Annotated in this window: 18 protein-coding genes and 1 pseudogene; 8 read left to right on the top strand and 11 right to left on the bottom strand. The window is 43.6% G+C overall.

Annotated elements, in window-relative coordinates; genetic code table 11:
• Positions 1-588 (top strand): annotated as a pseudogene (locus V7L12_RS01280) (hypothetical protein); the annotation flags it as partial.
• A 79-nt stretch (positions 589-667) separates the two neighbouring features.
• A complete protein-coding gene (locus V7L12_RS01275) occupies positions 668-1,642 on the top strand; it encodes an MvdD family ATP-grasp ribosomal peptide maturase (protein ID WP_335081393.1) in 975 nt (324 codons plus the stop codon).
• 148 nt (positions 1,643-1,790) lie between these two features.
• Here the strand turns inward: V7L12_RS01275 and V7L12_RS01270 are convergent, their stop codons facing one another.
• Positions 1,791-3,026, bottom strand: a complete 1,236-nt coding sequence (locus V7L12_RS01270; protein WP_442947861.1) for a DUF4336 domain-containing protein — start codon at positions 3,024-3,026, stop codon at positions 1,791-1,793.
• Between the two features lie 81 nt (positions 3,027-3,107).
• Positions 3,108-5,120, bottom strand: a complete 2,013-nt coding sequence (gene dnaG, locus V7L12_RS01265; RefSeq protein WP_335081399.1) for a DNA primase — start codon at positions 5,118-5,120, stop codon at positions 3,108-3,110.
• 237 nt (positions 5,121-5,357) lie between these two features.
• Between dnaG and tftA the strand changes: the two genes are divergently transcribed.
• From tftA to V7L12_RS01245, 4 genes are all read left to right on the top strand, one after another.
• Positions 5,358-6,710, top strand: coding sequence for a hormogonium tapered terminus morphoprotein TftA (gene tftA / locus V7L12_RS01260; RefSeq protein WP_335081391.1), 1,353 nt, complete (start codon positions 5,358-5,360; stop codon positions 6,708-6,710).
• Between the two features lie 603 nt (positions 6,711-7,313).
• On the top strand, positions 7,314-8,195 hold the full coding sequence (locus V7L12_RS01255) for a TauD/TfdA dioxygenase family protein (protein ID WP_335081389.1): 882 nt from the start codon (positions 7,314-7,316) through the stop codon (positions 8,193-8,195).
• Positions 8,196-8,407: 212 nt separating this feature from the next.
• A complete protein-coding gene (locus tag V7L12_RS01250) occupies positions 8,408-9,484 on the top strand; it encodes an aliphatic sulfonate ABC transporter substrate-binding protein (protein WP_335081387.1) in 1,077 nt (358 codons plus the stop codon).
• A 135-nt stretch (positions 9,485-9,619) separates the two neighbouring features.
• Positions 9,620-10,891, top strand: a complete 1,272-nt coding sequence (locus V7L12_RS01245) for an MFS transporter (RefSeq protein ID WP_335081384.1) — start codon at positions 9,620-9,622, stop codon at positions 10,889-10,891.
• Positions 10,892-10,903: 12 nt separating this feature from the next.
• Here V7L12_RS01245 and V7L12_RS01240 read toward each other — a convergent pair whose 3' ends face one another.
• The 3 genes from V7L12_RS01240 to V7L12_RS33065 form a co-directional block, all read right to left on the bottom strand.
• Positions 10,904-12,010 (bottom strand): LLM class flavin-dependent oxidoreductase, encoded by a 1,107-nt coding sequence (locus V7L12_RS01240; protein ID WP_335081382.1) that lies wholly within the window; start codon positions 12,008-12,010, stop codon positions 10,904-10,906.
• Positions 12,011-12,166: 156 nt separating this feature from the next.
• Entirely contained in the window at positions 12,167-12,946 is a 780-nt protein-coding gene (locus V7L12_RS01235; protein ID WP_335081380.1) for a class II aldolase/adducin family protein, read from the bottom strand.
• A gap of 447 nt (positions 12,947-13,393) precedes the next feature.
• Positions 13,394-13,783, bottom strand: coding sequence for a putative molybdenum carrier protein (locus tag V7L12_RS33065; protein ID WP_442947863.1), 390 nt, complete (start codon positions 13,781-13,783; stop codon positions 13,394-13,396).
• Here V7L12_RS33065 and V7L12_RS01230 point away from each other — a divergent pair.
• Complete coding sequence (locus V7L12_RS01230) at positions 13,681-13,947, top strand: hypothetical protein (protein ID WP_335081378.1); 267 nt, start codon at positions 13,681-13,683, stop codon at positions 13,945-13,947. The two genes, V7L12_RS33065 and V7L12_RS01230, sit on opposite strands and share 103 nt — an antisense overlap.
• 458 nt (positions 13,948-14,405) lie before the next feature.
• Here V7L12_RS01230 and V7L12_RS01225 read toward each other — a convergent pair whose 3' ends face one another.
• From V7L12_RS01225 to V7L12_RS01215, 3 genes are all read right to left on the bottom strand, one after another.
• Positions 14,406-16,250 carry a tetratricopeptide repeat protein gene (locus tag V7L12_RS01225; RefSeq protein ID WP_335081376.1) on the bottom strand — a complete coding sequence of 615 codons (1,845 nt, stop codon included), beginning with the start codon at positions 16,248-16,250 and terminating at the stop codon, positions 14,406-14,408.
• A gap of 124 nt (positions 16,251-16,374) precedes the next feature.
• The gene (locus V7L12_RS01220) at positions 16,375-17,145 is read right to left on the bottom strand and encodes a WecB/TagA/CpsF family glycosyltransferase (protein ID WP_335081374.1); all 771 of its coding nucleotides are present in this window, start codon (positions 17,143-17,145) and stop codon (positions 16,375-16,377) included.
• A gap of 217 nt (positions 17,146-17,362) precedes the next feature.
• Positions 17,363-18,430, bottom strand: a complete 1,068-nt coding sequence (locus tag V7L12_RS01215) for a glycosyltransferase family 4 protein (RefSeq protein WP_335081372.1) — start codon at positions 18,428-18,430, stop codon at positions 17,363-17,365.
• 344 nt (positions 18,431-18,774) lie between these two features.
• On the opposite strand from V7L12_RS01215, the gene V7L12_RS01210 reads away from it, so the two are divergent.
• The gene (locus tag V7L12_RS01210; protein WP_335081370.1) at positions 18,775-20,277 is read left to right on the top strand and encodes an acyl--CoA ligase; all 1,503 of its coding nucleotides are present in this window, start codon (positions 18,775-18,777) and stop codon (positions 20,275-20,277) included.
• A gap of 223 nt (positions 20,278-20,500) precedes the next feature.
• Here V7L12_RS01210 and V7L12_RS01205 read toward each other — a convergent pair whose 3' ends face one another.
• Genes V7L12_RS01205 through V7L12_RS01195 form a run of 3 tightly spaced genes read right to left on the bottom strand, consistent with a single transcriptional unit; the run spans position 20,501 to position 22,237 of the window.
• On the bottom strand, positions 20,501-20,704 hold the full coding sequence (locus V7L12_RS01205) for a hypothetical protein (RefSeq protein ID WP_335081368.1): 204 nt from the start codon (positions 20,702-20,704) through the stop codon (positions 20,501-20,503).
• A 55-nt stretch (positions 20,705-20,759) separates the two neighbouring features.
• The gene (locus V7L12_RS01200) at positions 20,760-21,398 is read right to left on the bottom strand and encodes a HesA/MoeB/ThiF family protein (protein ID WP_335081397.1); all 639 of its coding nucleotides are present in this window, start codon (positions 21,396-21,398) and stop codon (positions 20,760-20,762) included.
• A gap of 5 nt (positions 21,399-21,403) precedes the next feature.
• On the bottom strand, positions 21,404-22,237 hold the full coding sequence (locus V7L12_RS01195) for a hypothetical protein (RefSeq protein ID WP_335081366.1): 834 nt from the start codon (positions 22,235-22,237) through the stop codon (positions 21,404-21,406).
• Between the last annotated feature and the right edge of the window lie 67 nt (positions 22,238-22,304).

Genomic DNA, 22,304 nt, shown 5'->3' with positions numbered 1-22,304 from the left:
TCGGTCTATATCTTGAGGCAGGTTTTGGTTCATATTTGTGATACTCCCCCTCAAGTGTCCCCCTTGTCAATACTCTGCCACCTGAATCCTTACGGAAAAATGATTGTCAAGCTGCTCAGACCTCTTTCTTTTGGGATGCAAGCCTCTTCTTTTTTCATGTATACCAGCGCCGTTAAAGAAGAAGACTTACTTGATGCTGAAACACTGCGCTATTGTCCAGTGATGTTTCAAGAGCAAATCCCTAAACAGCAAGAACTACGGGTAGTGTATGTGAATGGCAATCTCTTTGTCGGGGCGCTAGATGCGTCTGAGTATGCAGCATCTACTCAGGATTGGCGACGTGAGACAAAAAAGATTCTTACCTGGCAACCAGAGCGATTACCTGATAAACTAATCCGTTGTTTGGATGCCTTTATGGCCAAGTTTGGACTGGTTTTTGGAGCATTTGATTTTATTAAAACACCATCAGGAGAATATGTTTTTTTAGAAATTAATCCTACAGGAGAGTGGGGGATGCTGGAGAGAGATTTGGACTATCCAATTGCTCTAGCTATTGCATCTGCACTACTTTCAACAAGCCCGAAGTAAGATGCTCTTACTTAAAATTCCAAACCAACTGATAACCCCTATCTATATCTGTAGCGTACTTCATTTTCTATATTTGTAAATGACTGTTTTAATAATTACTCACAGCCAAGACAACGAAAGTATTCCTCTAGTTATTCAAGCAATTGAAGCCCAAGGAAAGAAAGCATTTCGTTTTGACACAGACCGATTTCCCACAGAAATACAGTTAGATGTTTACTATGGTGGTACTAAGCGAGTGATTTTGAGTGTCGATGACCAGACATTAGATTTAAATGAAGTGTCAGCAGTTTGGTATCGGCGCATTGCAATTGGGTCAAAAATTCCCAACTCGATGGACAGGCAACTTAGACAAGCCTCACTGAAAGAATCTCGCGTCAGTATTGAGGGAATGATTGCTAGTATCAGGGGGTTTCATCTTGACCCTGTGCCAAATATTCGCCGAGCGGAAAATAAGCAACTGCAATTACAAATAGCAGGAGATATCGGTCTAGATACGCCACGCACTCTGACTACAAATAATCCAGTAACAGTAAAGCAATTTGCCCAAGAGTGTCAGCAGGGAATGATTACAAAAATGCTGTCTTCCTTTGCTATTTATGATGAACAAGGGCGAGAAAAAGTTGTGTTTACAAATCCAATTTCATCAGAGGATCTAGACAACCTTGATGGCTTACGTTTCTGCCCAATGACATTTCAGGAGAAGATTCCCAAGGCATTGGAATTGCGGACAATTATTGTAGGTAAGCGTGTGCTAACAGCTGCGGTTGATTCTCAAGCTTTGGATAAGGCACGTTACGACTGGCGCAAACAGGGAATCGCTTTACTCGACGCTTGGGAGTCATACACTTTGCCCGAAGATGTCGAAGAGAAATTGCTCAAACTTATGGCAGAATTCCGTTTAAACTATGGGGCACTTGATATTATTTTGACTCCTGATGGTCGTCATGTATTCCTTGAAGTTAACCCAGTTGGCGAGTTCTTCTGGCTGGAACGCTGTCCTGGCTTACCGATTTCCCAGGCGATCGCTGAGGTTTTAAATAATTCAGCTAATTGACTCGATTTTCTCTACCTTAACCATGCGGTAACTACTATATGTAAAAATAATCACAGTTGCAGCAACAGAAGGAATAAAAGCATTGCCGTGCAGGTAAATCAGTCAGTGAAAAAAGGAGATGCGATCGCCCTGGTAGACGTATTATTGATTACAACTTTTCTTTAGCTGGCGTTGCGATACTGCGCTTAACTAGACCCCCTTCAAGTTCCTTAATGAATTTTAAGTTTTCCTCAAATAGAGGTTGGCTTTCGCTAGAAGAAAAATTTTTTTCAAGAAAAGCAAATGCTTGCCGGAATTGACGCGGATTTGCTAAAATTTGCGAGTCAAAGTGACAGGGAATAATCTGCTGAAAATCCCAACTTGCAACTGTATCAGCCCAGTTGAGGACTTGTCTTGGTGCTTGAGGAAAAATGAGGATTTGCAAAATCGGTGCGACAAATGGTCGCCCCTGACCTCGTAGAGCGTCGAATGCCTGCTTCCAAGTTTCTTGCCAGCGAAAAGGAAATAAACCAAAGTACGTTTTTAGGGTTCGTTGTGGTGCTTTGAGAGCATCACGAAACATCTGTCCGATGGGAGTAACTTCCAAGGCACTTGGACGGAAGTAAAGCGCAAATAATGAAATACGTTGCCATCCCTTGCAGCGGTTGTCTTCATTGTCCTCGATCATCTCCCAGGCATTGTCCCTGGCATGAAACAGTAAGGGATAAGGATCTAATTGGAGGATTTCTGGTGGGTCAACTGGAACAGAAAGTATAGAATCAGTTACAAGTAGAGTGCGCGATCGCTTATGAAATACTGCAACTTCTGCAAAAGATCCTCGTCCCAAATTGATGTCCAATATTGCATAGTCAAACTCCAGAGCGAAGGGAGCAAGGCTTGAGTCGTGTGGGAGTTCTTGAGTTCGTTTTTGGGGAAAGCCTAGCCAACTAAGTGGCAGGTTGAACGGGAAACTCCACTGATGGGGGGCAACAAAGACTTGTGCTTGAGGAAAGCGACGAGAAAAGGGGCCAACGAAGACTTTATGCTCCAAACCAGAACTCGTTGGCAGTATGATGTACTTAACTGCACCGTGCTCTGCTACCAACTCATTAACCAAGCGGACACACTCAGTTGTGGGAGCAACAGGAGTATAAACCAGAAGACCTCCGGCAGCGAGCTTGACCACAGTCATCCGAATCGGCACGATGGTGTACAGAATGCCGTGAAGCTGATCGAATGTCCAGATAGTGTCCTTAACTATTTCCTTGCAAAGTGTCCGCCGCTTGCCGTAGGGGTACAGTGGGACAGCAGCCCAGAATGGCCATGACCAATCCTTTGGGTTGTTCAAAGGAGACATCCCTCGATCTTGTAGTTCAACCCTCGACTTAGATCCTTGTGAGTTCATCGTCGTTCCATTGTCCTGTGAGTGTTAAGGTTCAATCGGGACAGTTAGCAAAGAGTGAAGACTGAAAGTATTGCTATTGTGTCAACTTAGCTCTGTGATGGAAAATAAACGTTGTCGGTCTATTTGTTGAAGCTTGATTTTTTCAGCGTAGAAAGCCTGATAATAATATTGATACCGCTCTGGTTCAGCTTCTGGATCGGTTTGTTGCCATAGTTCCAAAAAGTGACGATAGCGTTTTTCAAGCATCACTAAATCCATACAAGCGATCGCAGCTTGAACTACTTGCGGAGTCCGAAGTATTTCTTTTTGGTTTTTTTCATCCACATGAAATAAATGGGAAATTAACCCGCTCTCGCTGTCAAATTCTAAGAACCGATCTTGCAGGCGGGAAATTAAATTTGGTAAAGACGCAAAGTTTTTCGTCTCTCCATCATCTGATGAAATTTCTAAAATCTGTTGCCATAAAAATCGGTGGTGGGAAAGGCTAAATTGCAAATCTCGCTCCTCTAGTTCGTCAATAATCCCTTGACGCTGTTCGGGACAATGCAAGTAAATTCGCAGTAATAATGCCTCAGCATGTTCTAAAAAGCTGCGTTCTGTAGGGAGTGGGAAGTGGGGAGAGACGCGATTAATCGCGTCTGTACGGAGTGGGGAAACTTTACCACCTCCCCATGCTTTCTTGGCTGACACAGGCTTAGAGTATATAGCCGCAGCCGGAGCAATTTGAGTTAGCAGATTTTCGACTCGTAGAGGTATGAGTCTGGTATCTCCTAAACTGAGTATTTCAGCACAATAAGAAACGTAATAGTTGCGTGTATCGCTGTTAGCTATATTTTTAAGTAATTTGACTATTTGCTGAGTTACTTGCTGAAAATCAGTAGCCTGTTTTAAGTCTCGGTCTTGAATAATTTTCTGAATCTGCCAATCTAGCCAAAGTGGCGCATTTTTTAGCAGTTCTCCATAATCTTCTGGAGTGTGGCTATGCAAATATTCATCAGCATCTTTACCATCGGGTAAATTGAGAATTTTTAGCTGAACTTCGCCCTTGTATGCCAGTTCGGCAATTTCACCGATCGCTCTTTCGGCGGCATTAGTTCCGGCTTTATCAGCATCAAAGTTGAGTATTAATTGTTTCGATTCGGTGTAGCGTAATATTAACCGGACTTGTTCTAAACTTAAGGCTGTACCAAGTGAGGCGACGGCGTTATTAATACCAGCAGCGTGGAGAGCGATCGCATCAAAATATCCCTCCACCACCACCGCTTGATCGAGTTGAGAAATCCCATCTTTGGCTCGATCGAGGGCGAATAATGTTTTACCTTTACTAAAAAGTTCGGTTTCGGGTGAATTCAGATATTTAGGCTGTACCCCTTCCGGGGAAGCCGCCCTCTGGGCGTCTACATCAGTCAGAGTTCTCCCACCAAAGGCAATGACGCGCCCTTGGACATCACGAATGGGAATCATCAAGCGATCGCGAAATGCATCATAATATCCACCCCCTTCCCGGCGTGGTTTAATTAATCCCGCTTTTTCCAGTATTTGCACTGGGTAATGTTTATCTTCCACTAAATAACGATAGAGAGTTTCCCAACCTGCGGGGGCATAACCTAAACCAAATTGCTGTATACTTTCTTCTTTGAATTGGCGGTTAGATTGCAAATATTGAAGTGCTTTTTGCCCTTGAGATTGTCTGAGGGCGTGTTGATAAAACTGGGCGGACGTTGCGAGAACTTCATATAACTGCTCACGCAAAGATAGCTGACGCTGTAATTCTTGGCGTTGTTCGGGTTCGAGAGTTTGCACAGGTACTTGGTAACGCCGTGCTAAATCCAACACCACGTCAGCAAAAGAACGCTTTCCCAACTCCATGACAAACTTAATCGCATTTCCCCCGGCTTGACAGCCGAAGCAATAGTACATTTGCTTGGTCTGGCTGACGGTGAAACTGGGAGATTTCTCATCATGGAAGGGGCACAAACCGACAAAATCCTTTCCTCGTTTGCGTAAAACTACGTGTTCCGAGACGACATCTACAATATCAGCCCGTAGTTTAACTTCCTCAATTGTGTCTGGGTGCAAGCGGGGGATTTGCATGGCTTTGTCATTAGTCACTTGTACTGAGCGACTCGCCCTGAGCGCAGTCGAAGGGAGCCGAAGTATTGGTCATTGGTCACTTGTACTGAGCGTAGTCGAAGTATTGGTCATGAACTTTGGAGAAATACCAAAGGACAAATGACTTTAGACTTCTGATCGCTATTATATTCTTGTTGCTAGACCAAGAATGATGTATAGAATTGCTTAGACTTAATTTTATCAGAGGAAATACTGAAAATGGGGCGTATTTTTATATCAGCGGCTCATGGAGGCAAAGAAGCCGGAGGAATAGATCAAGGTGCGATCGCAGGTGGTACAAGTGAAGCAAAAGAAATGATTCTGCTGCGGGATTTGATTGTCACGGAACTGAGAGCGCGGAGTTTGGAAATTTTGGCGGTTCCTGATGACTTGAGCGCCGCCCAAACTATCACCTGGATCAATTCTCGTGGTCGCCGGGGTGATGTCGCTCTAGAAATTGCAGCTAATGCGGCTAACAGCCCTTCTGTGCGTGGGGCTAGCGTTTTTTACATTACTAATAATAGCGATCGCAAGAGCAATGCTGAACAGTTACTAGTGGGATTGTTGCGCCGCGTACCCCAATTACCGAATCGCGGAGTCAAGCCAGATACAGATAGTGGATTGGGTAGTTTAGCATTCTGTCGTCAGACAACGCTGCCAGCTTTGGTGATGCAAGTGGGGTTTCTCAGCAATCCAGAGGATCGGGCTTTGCTGCAAACTCGTCGCCGCGATTTTGCTTTGGGAATTGTCGATGGATTGGTAACTTGGAGTCGTGTAATTGACCCCACTCCTGGAACTCCACCAGAAGCAAATTATCCGCCAATTAATATTAATATTAATGGACAAAGTTACATAGAACAAGGAGTTTTAGTTAATGGTAATGCTTACATCCCCATTGATTTAGTAGACCTTCTACGAATTGACCTTTCAAAAGCAGCTAATGTCAATCGGATTACCTATCACAAAATAGTTTATGTCAAAGCCATCGAACTGCGAGATTTTAATATTGCAGTCAGTTGGGATGCGGCAACGCGTACTGTTAGCTTGCGCTCGAATTTAGTGGTTTGCCCTGGTCAATTTTCGCGGGTGATGTCGAACGGTAATACTTCCGAAGTCCAGTTACAATTATTTCTGAGAAACAATAATGAAAATGCTTTAACAAAGTTTCCTGATATCCCAAAACTTTATCGCGAAGAAGCAGGTATAGAGGGAGTGAACTATGATATTGCCTTTTGCCAAATGTGTGTAGAAACGGGATTTTTACGGTTTGGTGGTGATATTAGGCCTGAGCAAAATAACTTTGCAGGCTTAGGTGCGATCGGTGGCGGTTCGGAGGCTGCGTCTTTTCCAAGTGCCAGAATTGGAGTCAGGGCACACGTCCAACATTTGAAAGCTTACGCCAGTTTAGAACCTTTGGTACAGGAAGTAGTAGATCCAAGGTTTCGCTTTGTCACACGCGGGATTGCGCCATTAATCGATCAGCTATCAGGGCGGTGGTCAGCAGATTTGGATTATGGTACGAAGATTTCAGCAATGCTCAAACGATTATATGAATCAGCAGGACTTCTTTGAGTAAGGAAAGGAAAATTACTCAGGTTCTGCACAGTGCGATCGCCTATGGTGAACGGAACGCCATCGCAAACACGATCTGCTTCAGCTGTTTTTTGACAAACCGCTTGCTAATTACTTGATTAACCGTTGATTCCACAAACTCAGTTGCAATAGCTTCACCATTTCGCCAACGTTCTTCATAGTTGAGGATATATAGCAGATTTCAACGTCGTCAGGTACAGAAATACTCCAGCCGCATATTGCTGTATTGGTTTACTTTTTGGCGGTCAAAATGGTCAAGCATTAACCATTGGCGTAGTTCATATGTCTTTTCAAGATTGTCAGGGGTATCACCTTAGTCCGTAATTTACAGCAGTTTTCATGTATTTGAACCACACCTGTTGTAGGGGCGCAAGGCCTTGCGCCCCTACCGCGTGGTCTATTTACCTGAAAATAGCTGTAACTGAACAAGCTTGCTATGTATTTTACTGAATATTTCTGCTTTGATTCCAGCAGTCTAAAAATATAGTCGTTGCATACTACTGTAAATCTATCGGTTTAATGTATTATATTGAAAACTACCATTGCTTCCTTACCAACTACAAAGTACAAGGAAAAATTTTTATGACATTTACTGCAACACGAATTGAGATTACGCCTAGTGGAGCAGCTTTAGGCGCAGTTGTTACTGGTGTTGACGCCAGTATTGCAGCAGAACCAGAAGTAATTTTGCAACTCAAACAGGCGTGGCGCGATCGCCACATCCTCATCTTCAAAAATCAACAATTGACTGACGACCAATTATTAGCGTTTGCGAATTACTTTGGCGACATTCTCCAACAGCCTGCCTATATCCGTAAAGGAGAAACCGAGCCGTACCTGCCACCCCTTGTTCTTACTCTTGCAAATGCTGCTTCTGAAGAAAGTTCCGTCAATCTTGCACCCAACTATCGTAAACTTTTACCCCATATCGATCATGACTGGTTGCCTACACCATCTAGTGGTTCATTTTTATATGGGGTAGAACTGCCTGAGAATGGCCCTGATACCTATTGGGTGAATTTGATTCAGGCTTACGAAGAACTAGATGATGCTACTAAAAAGCAGATTGCTGGCTTGCAGGTGCGCCATTTTAATTTCTATGGCAAGTACCGGGATGAGTATCCTGAGCCTGGCTACGCAGCCGGGCGTTCCGTTGAACCCGGTGAACAAGTTGCTACCCATCCTTTGGTTCGCACTCACCCGGATACTGGCAAGAAAGTTCTCTTCTTAAATGCCGCTAACGAGGTAGATATTGTTGATTACGACCCAGTGGAAGGGGCAAAGCTAATTGAGCGGTTGCGGGAACACATTAAGCAACCCCACTTTGTTTATCAACACCATTGGAGTAAGGGCGACTTGCTTTATTGGGACAACCAGGCAACGGCTCACTATCGCCCCGAATTTAATTCCAACGCAACCCGGATTTTGAAGCGGGTTAGCATTCGAGGAAGCCGTCCTTTTTAAAGTTCAGCTAGCTAAAAGTTGTGAATTCTTTCAGATACAAAACTTTACTCCCCCTTTCCTTCTCCAGAGAGTAGAGCGGGAAAACCTAGTTTTGACACCACAGGATGCGATTTTCTCTAGCCTTCTTAGCAAGGATAGAACCTCTAATCGATTTGGTCAGCTTGCAGAGATTTTGCTCCCACGGTATCAGCGTCAAGATGAGATAGAAAGCTATGGTCAGACTGCAAATTGGAAAGCACTCAATATCCAGGCGTGATTTACTTTACACTTTTTATGGATTAATGTCTTTTACTGCCTTAGTCAGTTGTGGAACAAACAACGGCAGCACAGGCAATAACAGCAGCGCAACCTTGAGTACTAATACCACTAGTAACAATAAAGGCAGTACTAAGGTTGTTCGGCTTGGCTATCAAGTTTCAGGGGATCTAACTCATGAAAAAGGCGCGATCGAAAAACGCTTGGCTCCTCAAGGAATAGGTGTTACTTGGTCTCAATTTGTGTCTGGGCCTCCGCTATTGGAAGCCTTGAATGTGGGTAGCATTGACCTTGGGCCTGCTGGCGAAACGCCACCCATTTTTGCTCAGGCAGCTGGTACCAATCTGATTTATGTAGTTAATATGCCGCCAGGTACTGGAGAAGGTTCAGCAATTGTTGTGCTAAAGGATTCTCCAATCCAAACATTGGCAGGTCTTAAAGGTAAAAAAGTTGCTTATTCTAGAGGGACGGCTCAGACCTTTTTTGTGGTGAAAGCGTTTGAAGAGGTAGGGCTAAAAATCAGTGATATTGAATCAGTGAATCTACCCATTGCAGATGGAAGAGCAGCATTTTTGAACAAGACGGTTGATGCCTTTGTAGAAGGCGATCCTAGTCTGATCAAGCTGCAACGGGAAGGCACTATTCGGGTCTTACGAGACGCGCAAGGAATTAAGACGCCAGGAAGTTATTACCTAGCTTCACGAGATTTTGCAATTAATAATACTGAACTCTTGAAAGCAATTTTGTCAGAGTACTACCAAGTTGGGCAGTGGGCAAACAAAAACAGGCGGGCTGCTGCCGAAATCCTTGCACCGAAGGTCAAGACTGATGTCGATACTATGGAGTTGACGCTGACGAGAAGAAAATATGACATGAGACCAATTACTGAGGAAGTAATTAGCGCTCAACAAAAGGTTGCGGATCTTCTATATGAACTGAAAGTTGTGCCAAAACAAGTTGATGTTAAAGGAGCAACCTTAACTACCCAGCAGTATGCAGCGATTACACCGGATGCGGTTAGGAATAAGGCTTAACCTTTGAATCAGCAAGCTTGCTACAAAACCAGACGCGATGCCTGCGGCGGTAAACTACGCGATTATCCTATAATTATTAGTTAACCTAATTATTAGTTCACCTAATCTTTAGTAGAACATAGTAGAATTCACCTGATGAAAATTTGGAACAGACAACTAGGCGATCGCGTAAGTAATATCATTTACCAGTATTTACCCGCCTTTCGCTGGCGTAATTTTCGCCTGTTTTTTGGAGGACAGTTACTATCAATGTCTGGGACATTTATGACCCAGCAGTTAACTATTCCTTGGCTGGTATACGATTTAACTAAATCGGCTTGGTTGTTGGGAGTTGCAGGCTTTGTACAATTTTTACCGACGTTATTAGTGATTCCATTTTCGGGCGTATTGTCCGATCGCTGGAGTCGTCGTGATTTGTTAATGCTAGTGCAGATATTGGGAATTAGCGTTTCCCTCGCTTTAACAATTCTTACCTTTAGGAATTGGATGACGTTTCCCATCCTATTGGTACTGAGTGTTCTCAATGGTTTTCTCAAGGGATTAGATATGCCCGTGCGTCATACAATCGTCACCGAAACCGTAGACGATCGCGCCGATTGGAGTAATGCGATCGCCTTGAATTCAGTGATGTTAAGTTCCTCGCTGGTATTGGGACCGGCTATGGGCGGGATTTTGATTGCGACGCTAGGGGTGAAATATTGTTTTCTCTACGATACTCTCAGCTATATTCCTGCCATCTTTACCCTGCTAGCAATGCGGCTGAAAGTCAGACCGATGCAAACCCTTACGAGCCTTAGCGATACTTTGCAGAAATTGCGGGAGGGCTTTGAATATGTCTCCAAGTTGCAGCCGATTAAAGCAATTTTATTAATACTGGCGTTACAAGGTTTAGTCGGGATGTCTCATGTCGCGCTCATGCCCGTCTTCGCGGCTAAGATTTTAAATGGGGATGCAACTACAATGGCTCACCTCAGCACCTCAGCGCCCATTGGCTCGTTGTTTGCTTGTTTGTATCTGAGTGTTAGACGAGGGATTGCGGGCTTAGAGCGTGTGATTATAGTCGCTCAAGTCTTGATCGGAATAAGTCTGATCTCCTTCTCACTATCGCGTCAAGTTGGATTATCCATAATCATACTGGTGTTTACAGGCTGCTTTTCCATCCTCCTGATTACCAGTAGTAATATGATTATCCAAACCCTAGTTGCCGAAGATAAGCGCGGACGGGTGATGAGTTTTTATGCCCTAGCAATGGTGGGTATGCTCCCCTTTGGGAATCTGTTAGCTGGAACTTTGGCACATAATTTTGGTGCGACTAATGCCTTGATTGTCTGTGGCAGTCTGAGTATCTTAGGTGCACTATGGTTCTCTGCACAACTGCCAGCAGTGAGTCGTTGGATTAATCGCTAAAGTCGATAAAGCTCAAAAAACAGACCCGACTCCAACTGTTTGCCGTTCTCGCCGTGCGACTTCTGCACGTACCAAAGGAATGACATCACGTCCATAAGCGATCGCATCCTCTAAAGGATCAAAGCCCCGGATCAACAAGGTAGTCACACCTGCATCGTAATAATCAACCAAAGCCTCTGCTACTTGTTCTGGTGTACCCACTAGGGCTGTGGTGTTACCTGCCGCACCAGTAGCTGCTGCGATCGGTGTCCATAGACGCTTATCGTAAATCTCATTTTTGGCGGCAAAATCCAGTAGACGTTGCGATCCTACCGCCTGTGGTCTAGCTGGGGGAGCTAATTTTGCTCCTCCTCGCAACTCTTGAATTCGCGCTAAAATGCTATGTGCTTTCTCCCAAGCCTCTTGTTCTGTAGCACCAAGAATCGGTCGCAGGGAGACGCTGAAGCGAATGGAACGACCGAGTGGTAAGGCAGCACGTACCTCTGCGATTCGTTCTTTAACTGCGGCAATTGGCTCACCCCACAAGGCGTAGACATTACTGTGTTTAGCTCCTACCTGTACGGCTGGCCCAGATGCACCACCAAAGTAAAGCGGGATGTGGGGCTTTTGCAGCGGCTTGATCGCAGAGAAAGCACCCTTGATGCGGTAAAATTCACCTTCGTAATCAAAGGGAATGTCGTTTGTCCAGACACGACGAACAATTTCTAAATATTCATCGGTGCGACGGTAGCGGCTGTCATGATCCAGCCAGTCGCCATCTCTTTGTTGGTCAGTATCACTGCCACCGGTAATGATATGTATTGCGATCCGACCGTTGGTAAAATGGTCAAGGGTAGCTGCCTTGCGAGCTGCCAAAGTTGGTGCGACAAAACCCGGACGATGAGCAATTAAAAAGCCCAATCGCTCGGTTGCTGAAGCAGCGAAACTAGCAACAGTCAAACCATCAGGGCTACTAGAACTATAGCCAATCAATACTTTATCAAAGCCTCCTTCTTCATGAACTTTGGCAAATTCACGAATATAAGCTGTATCAATGATGTCATCGCCCAGACCGCCTGATGCACTATTTAATTCCGAAGTCGGTTTTGTCCGAATCAATCCAATAAATTCAATTGGCATAATAAATTCTCCTAAAAATGTTGGGGAGCAGGGAGAAGGGAGCAGGGGAGCAGGGAGCAGGGGAGACAAGGGGACAAGAAGGAATTATTGAACAAATCTCTCCCTTGTCTCTTTTCCATGTCCAATGCCCAATGCCCAATGCCCAGTTCCCAATACCTAATCAAATAAGTCTGGTTGGTCGTGGGTAATTTCATCCCACAAATATTGGAATCCACCCCAGCCTGCTTGGTGAGTACCACCGCGTTGTTGGATCTTTAAGGCGATGTCATGGTCAATTAGGACGGGTTTTCCTACGGCTTCTGCTAGCAATTGGGCTTTAGCAGTATCCTCTAACCTGATGTACCACCAAGCGGCTTCATCCACACTGTGTCCCACGGTCAATATTCCGTGGTTGCGTAAAATCGCAGCTTTGCTCTTGCCTAGTGCCTGAGCAATGCGTTTTCCTTCGCTTGTCTCTAAGACAATGCCTGTAAAATCATCAAATAGAGCATGATCTTGGTAAAAAGCACAGGAATCTTGGGTAATCGGATCGAGCAACCGACCCAAAGATGACCAAGTTTTACCATAGAAGGAATGGGCATGAGCCGCTGCAATGACATCGGGGCGGGCTTCGTGGATTTGAGAGTGAATGGCAAACGCTGCTTGACTAACTTTGCCTTCACCTTGGACTACCTGACCTTCACTATTCACTAGTATCAGGTCTGATACCCGAATGCGACTGAAGTGTATCCCAAAGGGATTTACCCAAAAATGATCGGTAAGTTCGGGATCGCGGGCAGTGATGTGTCCTGCCAATCCTTGAGCAAAACCCAAACGCGCAAATACCCGAAAGGCTGCTGCCAAGCGTTCTTGACGATGGCGACGCTCTGATTCAATGGAAACGAAGGTCGGTGGCTGAAAGGGATTGCTGGGGCGGACGAGAGAAGTTTGCACCATAATTTTCAACTCCTACGTATGGATTAGGTGGACCTAGAGTGCTGCCTCACTGCTGCTGAAAGCCTCAAGGTTTATCGATAAACACTGCTTCACGATTAAATTAGCGATAACAATAAAGGATTATGGCTCGGTGGGCGATGCCTACGGCGGTAAACTACGCAGTTTTTATCGCTGCAAATACGTATTGTTCAATCATGTCCAGTGGACAATGCTACAAATAACTTTTGGCTGATAGCCATGAATACCTTACTATTTACGGTTTTTCAACTACCTAGTGAAAACAAATTTCTTAACTAGAGTAATGATGCTGTCAAGTAAACTACGGTAAGTCAATCGGCTTAAAGGATTTAGATTACAATGAAGCTACCACAGTTCATTTAAATAAGCAAGCTCAATATGGAGTTCTGCTGAAAAAATATACTGGGGGAAAGTTTTATCTCTTTCTTTTTACGACTCCAAGAGCTGCTTAAGAACATATCGGGCACGGTTATAAATAACACCTGGTCGTGAGCTTTCTCGTGGACCAGCAACATTCAAAATGCGAATGTTGTGCTTCTGAATCCAACTCCAGAAACGAGCAGCGTCATTTCCACTGAATGACAGCGCGTTAATGATGAGGACAGGGCGATCGTACTTATGCGCCAGGTCAGCCGTAAGCTTTGTTCCTCCTTCAAGTGATCCATACGCTAGGACGAGTGTCCCGTCTGAATCTCGAACGTTCCACTCGGTACGTAATGCGTAGTCTGTACTCGTTGTCTCTTGAAGCGGGTATACAGGTGGTATCTTTCCATCCTCTGCAAGCCGCCCCTTTGGACACCATCCACGAACTGGTAACAAAAGTGACAAAGCTGTATCGAGCGCAGCTCTATCAACTCCTGTCTGACCTCCGGTTACAACCCAAAGCCGTTGATGAGACGATATTGACTCTCCTTTATCGGATGGTGTGGCGATCAAAAGTGCGTAGGCGTAGCCCGCCGCAGGCATCGCTTTACCCTGCATAAGTCCTCCAACGATGAGCAATGCAAGTACAACGCCTCCGCTCATAATGACGTTGTTAACTTCCATGAGTAATAATTTTCCTTTTACGTTTGGTCAGGATCTTTAATGACAAATTCTTGATTATGGCAGTATTACAGCTAAAAAAGAAGGTTATGGATCAATTGGTAAGCTGACTTTTCCAGTTATCTTCTTACCGAAGAGCGATGTCAGTTTTACTTTGTCTGGTTTTCAGACTTTTTCTCATGTCAAACTCAGGTTGAATATACAGCCGAATTCAGGTGTCTGTGTAACATTCATAGCGCTAATTTAGGCTATTTAAAACAATAGAATAATTTCACGCACACGATCAGAAATTGTCCCTCAGTTGAAAGTTGAGCGATGTCTACGACGGGCTACGCCTACGCATTTCTTGCTTCTCTTTTCAAACTTGGGAGCAGTTAAACCTAAATGCTTACCTTTCTTACATATCTTGCTTATATTCTTCTAACAATTGCGGAATGTGATCGTACCCATCCACACCAATAACCGCAATAATTTTCGGGCGATGTTGCTGTAAGAACTTTTGGAAAGCTTCTACCCCGATTTGCCCTTGCAAAATTGTCAGTAACCCTGCTGCTTGACGCCACTCATTAGAAGCAATTTGCTCTAAAAGATACATTCCCAAGCAGCCCGTGTAAACAGTTTTTTCGGAATTTTGCAGATGATAATAAGCTTCTGCTAAATAAGCTAAGTTCCGCCCTTGGAGATACAAATCACCGGAAACTTGCGCTGTTTTAAAACCATCTTCAAGATATTTAATTGCAGTTTGGTGTTGTCCAATTACTAGATAGGCAATTCCTAAGCTGCTGACACATAACGCTTTACTTTGAATATCGCCTAATTTTTCTGATAATTTTAAACCTTGTTCCAAATAATTAATTGCGGCTTCATAAGTTTCTGGTTCTAAGTTTTCCAATTCCTGAGCTTGCATGACTTCGCTGTAACCTAAATTCACCAGCGCGTTTGCTTCTCCTGTGCGATCGCCTGCTTGCCGACTTAGTATTAATGCTCGTTGACTGTAGTTAATTGCCTCAGCATAATTTTGCTGTTGCACGTAGGTACGGCTGAGGTGATTGAGATTGGCAATTTCACAGGCGCGATCGCCTGCATTTCTGGCGATCTCTAGCGCCTGCTGATGAAAATCAATAGAGCGCTGGTATTGTCCCAAAGCACGCTGAGAATAACCTAAAAGGGTCAAAATTCTTGCTTTTTCTTGGGTTCCCTCTCCTCGTCGCAGCGGTTCATCCAAATAATCTAGGGCATCTCGCAAATAGGTGCCAGTAAAAGAGGCAAAAATCCCACCGTAAAAGGGAAAATACGGACGCTGGGCAAAGGTTCGCAAAATCTGGAGCATAATTTGAGAACAGGCATCGCTGTATATTGTGCCAATGATCCTAAAACCACTTGCTAACTGACTCCAAATCACTGCAAAGGTCAAAAAAGTGGAAATGGACAACTTTGGCCCCGCTTTCACATCGTAAGCTTGTTGGTCAAACCAGTTAATTAGTCCCCGTTGCAAGAACTGTAAAATCAATGCCATTTCCACCCAATCTCTAAGGGTAATCCCCCGTTGTCGCTCGGCAAACTCTATTGCGGATTCTTCCCTAGCCAAGGTACGAAGCAATGCTTGGGGTAACTCACTATTAAGTTGTTTCGCCCAACTTGCCCAAGGGCCACGTTCTCCCGGTACACCGCCAAACCCCAGAGATTCTTTTTGCTCGTACATCCAACTGAGCAAGTTGTCTTGCAATCGCTGCCAAGAAGCTAAACCACGGGTAATCCCTTCGGAAAATTGTTGTAAATCAGCATCTGCCTGAGCAAATTGCTGCAATGCTTTTGATAATTGCTGTAGCTGTTGCAAATTTAGCGGATACTTCTGATTGGGGTCAGTAACCCGGATAAATGTCGCTAGACGCTCGGCAGCGGTGGCTGTGGTGATTTCTGTAACTGCGGAGGCGATCGCTTCTGTGGCTTTGTTTTGCTCTTGCCAGCGTTGCCATTGGCTTTGAATAGTCTTAACAGCTCTCAAACTGCGAGTCGCCTTGGCCTTCTTGAGTTCGTCTTTTTCGCTATCTACTTGGTTTTGGAGGGAATTCAGGCGATCGCTCAAAGCTAGCTCAAAGACTTCCCCTGTACCGGAAGTAATTCCTTTAAGCAGCATTTGATACACCTGTTCTACAGAGCTAATTTTGCCCTTGAGGGTGGTTTCGACAATTTCATCGATTAAGGCAAGATAGCGATCGCTTAATGGCAGAGAGTCTGGCACTTTGGCTATTAGGAGAATGTCACATCAATTCTAATTCTAGTCTTGGCAGCAGAGGTAGGGGAAACAATTGGCCACTTTTCAGGAGTCATGGTCATAACAAATGCAAAATTTAGAAAAAATTTATTTAGCGATTTGTGATCATTCCTTGAGTGATTCGCTGTTTAACTACACGATAAAAAAATAATGGAATGCCTACAATATAACGGTCTGTTAGACGAGTAGGTTCAGTAATTAAGCGTGTTAACCACTCCAGACCATTATCAGTCAGCCAACGTGGACCGCGATATATAGAGTCAGTATAAAAATCTAGACAAGCACCCAAAGGTAAAAATACAGTAGTTTCAATTTTATTGAAGTTATCTAAAATCCAGCGTTCCTGTAACGGCATGCCAAAACCAATATATAAAATATCTGGTTGGAATTTATTAATTTTTTCTATTACCAAATCATTCTCTTTTCCTGATTTTTCAAAATAACCATGATGTCCCTGTACGCGTAAATTAGGCGCAATTGATTTTAACTTAGTAATTGCCTTATCCACTACGCCAGGTTTTCCAGCTAACAAAAATAAAGAAATATTTTCTTGCTCACACTTTAATGCTAAATCTTCTATGTAATCTGGTGCTGTCATTCGATGTGCAGATTGCATTGAATAACCATTGAATCTAGCCCCTACCATTACACCAAACCCGTCACAAAATACTAAATCAGCCTTATTCAAGAAATCTCGATACCAAGACTTTTCATAAGCGAAATTCATTGCTCTGATATTCACATGTCCTACAACTGTCTTTTTTTGGTTTTTTGCTGCTTCTATTAAATAATCAACTAATTCTTGTACTTTAAGTTTATGGAATCTTGTATCAAACAACTTCACTTCAGGAAAAGTTTTCATTTCTGCACCTCCCTTATTTATTAGTCAGTATACCAAGTTTAGAATAATCCGAACAACAAAAGAATAATACCTTTATCGCTTCCTTAACTTTTCCTAATATTAAATTCATACCTTTTCAACGCCTATTATCCTTATACAGAATGAATTACGTCGTTTGTAAGTTCGGTATTTAATACATAGTGTAAGTCAATTAAACCTATTTACATCAAGATGGCTTTCAATTGATAACTGCTGTATAAATGCATTTTAAAGATGTAAGATAATTGTTTATGTCCAAGTGTTTAACTCTGACTCGTGCATTATTTCCCAAAGATTTTCTCAGATTTTCGTCTGCAATTAAGGATTGCATTGCCTCTGACAATTGTTGAATATTCCCCGGATTAACTAATAAACCATTCTGATTTTGAGTAACTATTTCGGGTATTCCTCCCACTGCGGTAGTGATAACTGGCAAACCCCAACTCATTGCTTCTAGTAGTGCCATAGGCAGACCTTCATTGTAGGAAGGTAACACAAAGACATCAGCTTTAGTTAAAAGATCGTCGCGTTTTTCTTTATCTACCCAATCAAGAATAGTGATGTAGTCAATAAGATTTAGAGTTGGGATCAAACTACGAGCTTGTTCTACATCTCCATCGCCCGCTATAACTAACTTGGCTTGGCTTTGTTGAGCAACAGGCATAGAAGCAAATGCTTTAATTAAATCAAAAGCACCTTTGCGCTCACCAATGCGCCCTAAAAATAAGAAAAATATCTGTTTGGAATCTATCCGCTGTGGAATTTGTGCGGGAATTTTTACTGGGTTAGGCAGAACAATAACTTGCTCTGACTTCAAGCCAAGATTCTCAATGTAGAATTTTTTCCAGCTATCTGATAAAACAATGAAACGCGTACATTTACAAAACGACCAACTTAGCCACTGCTTAAGCCATTGAGGTAGTTTAGAGTAAAACAAATGAAAATCAGCACTATGAGTATGAATAATTACTGGTTTTTGAAATAGCCAACCAATAAGAGTAGTGATTGAATGACGAAAAGCGCTACCTCTATCTGAAACATGGATGTGAATTAGGTCAGTTTTTTGGTTTAATAAGTTCCAAAATAACTCACCTATTGCTTGCAAAAACACTAACACTTTATGGACAGCAGAACCATTCGGTAAAGTTGTAATGTGTTTAATTTGAATATCAGAGGTAGTTTCTTCAAGAATGAGCTTTTCTACAGAAACTATTCCACCTTGGCGCTCCAAGCTTTCGCCCAACATAGTAATTTTTATGGGACTCATAATTGCTATTAATCTGTTTGGGAAATTGAGTACACGGCTATTTATATAAACTATTATAAGAACGAATTTCTTCTAGTTTATATCCAAAGGCATACTCCAAGAGTATTTTGAGAGTTAATGCTACTAACTCTATCTGCCCGATCGCAGATCCACAAATTTATTTAATGTACACTTTTATGATTTTACAGGATGATCTCCATAACAAAATTCTGCCATAGGAATTGTTATGAGGATGTTTCAAACATTGTTAGTAATAACAGTATTTTAGCATCCTCTAACAACTCAAAGCTAAGTAACAATTTTTTGTTTAAGCTAAATCATGTATTGACAGCCCGGAAAAACCAATGAATTTATTTGAGCTTTTAGTAGGGGAAGACGATCATCCAGCCCTAGTTACGCCTGATGGGCGATCGCTAACCTATAAGCAATTGCGCGAGAATGTTATTGGACTGGGATCTCAACTCAACAGCTTTGGATTGAAACGGGGAGAACGCATTGCCATTGCCATGACTAACGGTTCACCAATGGCGATTACCTTTTTGGCTGCTGCTTTATGTGGCACTGCTGCACCCTTAAATCCCAAATACAAACAAGAAGAATTTGCCTTTTACTACCAAGATACCCAAGCAAAAGCACTGATTACGTTGTCTGAGGGGCCAGAAGCAGCCATTGCTAGTGTCACACCCGACATGATGCTGATTAATGCCAAGGTAGACACTGACGGCACATTAAGCTTTGAATTAGTCAAAACAGGCTCACAACCAGCAGAATCCGCGAATCCCGTAGCCCCCAACGCTGATGATCTAGCGATGATTCTCCACACTAGCGGCACTACCAGTCGTCCCAAGCGTGTGCCGATTCGTCATCGCAACTTAATCGCTTCAGCCAGCAACCTGATTAGTGCTTATTCACTCACAGCAGCTGACACTACACTTTGCCTAATGCCTCTGTTCCATGTTCACGGATTGGTGGGCTGTTTGCTGGCAACTCTGGCATCGGGTGGTACATTAATTTGTCCCAATGGCTTTAATGCCTTGGAGTTTTGGAAGTTGGTAGATACCTATAAACCCACTTGGTACTCCGCAGCACCAACCATGCACCAGACAATTTTGGCCCGCGCTAGCCGCAACACAGAAATTATCAAAGCTAACCGCTTTCGTTTCATTCGCTCTAGTAGCGCTTCTTTGCCGCCGATTATCATTGAACAGCTAGAGGCAACTCTGAATGCTCCTGTAGTGGAATCTTACAGCATGACTGAAGCATCTCACTTAATGACCACCAATCCTTTACCGCCAAAAGTCAGGAAAGCAGGTACTGTCGGTTATGGCTTCGGTGTAGAAGTGGGCATTATGGATTCTGAAGGCAACCTATTATCTCAAGGAAGCTTGGGCGAGGTGGTGGTAAAAGCACCCAATGTTATAGATGGCTACGAAAACAACCCAGAAGCTAACGCCACTGCTTTTGTAAATGGTTGGTTCCGCACAGGGGATCAGGGTACTGTGGATGCAGACGGCTACCTCCGCTTGACTGGACGGATTAAAGAATTGATTAACCGGGGTGGGGAAAAAATTTCTCCTTTAGAAGTGGATGATGTCTTGCTACGCCATCCTGCCGTCGCCGAAGTCTTAGCCTTTGCCGTCCCCCACAAATCTTTAGGCGAAGATATCCACGCAGCTGTGGTTCTGAAAGCAGAAGCTGGCGAAAAAGAACTTTTAGCTCACTGTGCAACTATGCTGGCAGACTTCAAAGTTCCCAAGCAAGTTCACATTTTAGATCAACTACCTCGTGGTGCTACCGGTAAACTCCAACGGTTGGCGATGGCGAAATTGCTGAACATAGGGGAGTAGGGAGTGGGGAAATAACGGAAGTTTACTCTGGAAGATTTGAACAGCCAAAGTTACTCCCAGTCGTAGTTAATTTCAACCGGGCATAGGTAACATCTGTGCATTCCATCTTGGCGGGATAAAATCAGATGATGGAGGTAACAGAGTTTGGACTTAGGCTTGTAACTGGACGATGGAATTTGTATTTGATGCGAGGACGGCAAACTCGTCTTTTGTCAATTCCACTTCACCAGCACCCCTCTGCACCTGAAACTGAATTTTCAACCATCAACCTTCGCGCAGTGTCTCCAAGAGTTGCGGAATTACTTTGTTCTACAAGTTCTGGTGTTTGATGAGCGATCGCTGAACTTAAAAATTTTTCATTTTGAGCCACGAGCGCCAGCGTTGTGCAGTCTGTTACCGCAGGTAACTCAACTTCAATCTCTGACATGCTCTCGATAGACTGGTGGTCAATTTATCGTCAAAATCACAAACGTCTACGCAATCTACAAAAACAGAGATTGAACAGTCAGATCCTTCTGGGTGATGGTAAAGTTACGCTGTTGTGCTGTGGCAATGAATGAAACGATCGCTTCACACGCCACAGCAACGGTTAATATCACCAGGTTTCTTGCCAACGGATAATCACAGACATCATCATTCACCTCAGAAGGAACGCGATAAACGTCATTCCAAATCACTTCTGCATAATCTGCTGATAGTCCAGCATGAAGACAAGGAATGTTTAATTGTTCAGCATAATCTTTCACTGCTTGACGTGCCACGCTATTGTCAAAGACATCGACAATTAACTGGCTGTCTTTGAGTAATTGAGTTGTATTTGCTGGTGTCAACTCCTTTGTTTTGGCATCAACTTTAGTACCAATTGCTCGATATAAATTGTTCGCCAAAATCTTCGCCTTGAACGCTCCCACATCGGAACGGTAGTAAGGCTGAGTCGAAAGATTGCGCTCCTCAATGCGATCGCGATCAATCACTGTAAGTCTATCAAAACCAGACCGAGCTAAGTTTTCCGCAATGTTAGCTCCTAATGCTCCAGCCCCACAAATTGTTACAGGATAGTTTTTCAGTTTTGTCATCACAGCATTGCTGCGGTAAAGCTGTTCGTGAAAAAAGATGTTCATCATTCTCACCATTCTTGTTGTTCCATGACACCTACTAAGGATTGCAAGTCAAAATCGCGATCGCGTCCACTCAGACAAATGCCAGAACTAACAACAGTCAAATCAGTTTTAGCGATCGCACTACTATGGCGAACACCATCAGCAGTTGTCCAATCGACTGTCCAGTAATCGCTGCGATCATAGAATTGAGTTAAGGTACCGCCGCCCATTTGCAATGCCTTTCTCAATCGCTTTTCATCCTGTTGAGGTTGACTAAATACCTCAATGCGCCGAGTTGCTAATTCATACACTGTGCGGATTTCTGGAGTAATGCCCTTAAACTGTAATTCCTCAGCAGGAATGAGTTGCTTAACAGCAGATTGCAGAGTTTCAACAATTACCGGATCGGTACGGCGATCTACTTCCTCGAACCAGCATGACTGCCCATTCCATCGGACAATGATTTGCTCAAAGGCGATACCCTCAGTTACTAGATGCACTGCGATCGGCTTAACTACCTTCAACCGTTGACGCATATCTACTTCATTCACGGGATATGCTAACCAAGTTTGTCCCCGCATTTGGTGTGCTAACCGCAGTCGTATTTGGGGAAAGTGTTGCAGGTATTCCGCAATCTGGGGCAAGTCTGCTTCTTCTACAACCGTTGCTATTTTTTCATCCACAGCCTGAAAGATGCCCCAACCTTCAAATTTACTAGGCTTTGGACTGAAGGTGTAGATCATCCCGGCTACCCGTGTGCGAACTCGTCCACCTTTGACGCACGGGGCAAGGAATTGGGTGGTATATAACTGTGCTTCTGCGATCGCAATTTGGTTAATTAGCTTAAATATATTAGTCATAACTAATACTCATTTTCAACAGAATGCTATAGATGCAATTCCAGAAACGGAAATGAAATCTAAATTA

The organism is Nostoc sp., assembly GCF_036918245.1.
Classification (GTDB): domain Bacteria; phylum Cyanobacteriota; class Cyanobacteriia; order Cyanobacteriales; family Nostocaceae; genus Nostoc.
Note: the sequence above shows the minus strand (reverse complement) of the source record. Positions and strands in the feature narration are given on the sequence as shown.

Excerpts from the sequence above, each read along its gene's own strand:
- V7L12_RS01270 (WP_442947861.1), bottom strand. The coding sequence starts at position 3,026 with ATGAACTCACAAGGATCTAAGTCGAGGGTTGAACTACAAGATCGAGGG.
- V7L12_RS01210 (WP_335081370.1), top strand. The coding sequence starts at position 18,775 with ATGAATTTATTTGAGCTTTTAGTAGGGGAAGACGATCATCCAGCCCTA.
- V7L12_RS01200 (WP_335081397.1), bottom strand. The coding sequence starts at position 21,398 with ATGAACATCTTTTTTCACGAACAGCTTTACCGCAGCAATGCTGTGATG.
- V7L12_RS01230 (WP_335081378.1), top strand. The coding sequence starts at position 13,681 with ATGCGTAGTCTGTACTCGTTGTCTCTTGAAGCGGGTATACAGGTGGTA.
- V7L12_RS01245 (WP_335081384.1), top strand. The coding sequence starts at position 9,620 with ATGAAAATTTGGAACAGACAACTAGGCGATCGCGTAAGTAATATCATT.
- dnaG (WP_335081399.1), bottom strand. The coding sequence starts at position 5,120 with ATGCAAATCCCCCGCTTGCACCCAGACACAATTGAGGAAGTTAAACTA.
- V7L12_RS01240 (WP_335081382.1), bottom strand. The coding sequence starts at position 12,010 with ATGCCAATTGAATTTATTGGATTGATTCGGACAAAACCGACTTCGGAA.
- V7L12_RS01235 (WP_335081380.1), bottom strand. The coding sequence starts at position 12,946 with ATGGTGCAAACTTCTCTCGTCCGCCCCAGCAATCCCTTTCAGCCACCG.
- tftA (WP_335081391.1), top strand. The coding sequence starts at position 5,358 with ATGGGGCGTATTTTTATATCAGCGGCTCATGGAGGCAAAGAAGCCGGA.
- V7L12_RS01220 (WP_335081374.1), bottom strand. The coding sequence starts at position 17,145 with ATGAAAACTTTTCCTGAAGTGAAGTTGTTTGATACAAGATTCCATAAA.
- V7L12_RS01275 (WP_335081393.1), top strand. The coding sequence starts at position 668 with ATGACTGTTTTAATAATTACTCACAGCCAAGACAACGAAAGTATTCCT.
- V7L12_RS01195 (WP_335081366.1), bottom strand. The coding sequence starts at position 22,237 with ATGACTAATATATTTAAGCTAATTAACCAAATTGCGATCGCAGAAGCA.
- V7L12_RS01205 (WP_335081368.1), bottom strand. The coding sequence starts at position 20,704 with ATGTCAGAGATTGAAGTTGAGTTACCTGCGGTAACAGACTGCACAACG.
- V7L12_RS01215 (WP_335081372.1), bottom strand. The coding sequence starts at position 18,430 with ATGAGTCCCATAAAAATTACTATGTTGGGCGAAAGCTTGGAGCGCCAA.
- V7L12_RS01250 (WP_335081387.1), top strand. The coding sequence starts at position 8,408 with ATGGTCAGACTGCAAATTGGAAAGCACTCAATATCCAGGCGTGATTTA.
- V7L12_RS01255 (WP_335081389.1), top strand. The coding sequence starts at position 7,314 with ATGACATTTACTGCAACACGAATTGAGATTACGCCTAGTGGAGCAGCT.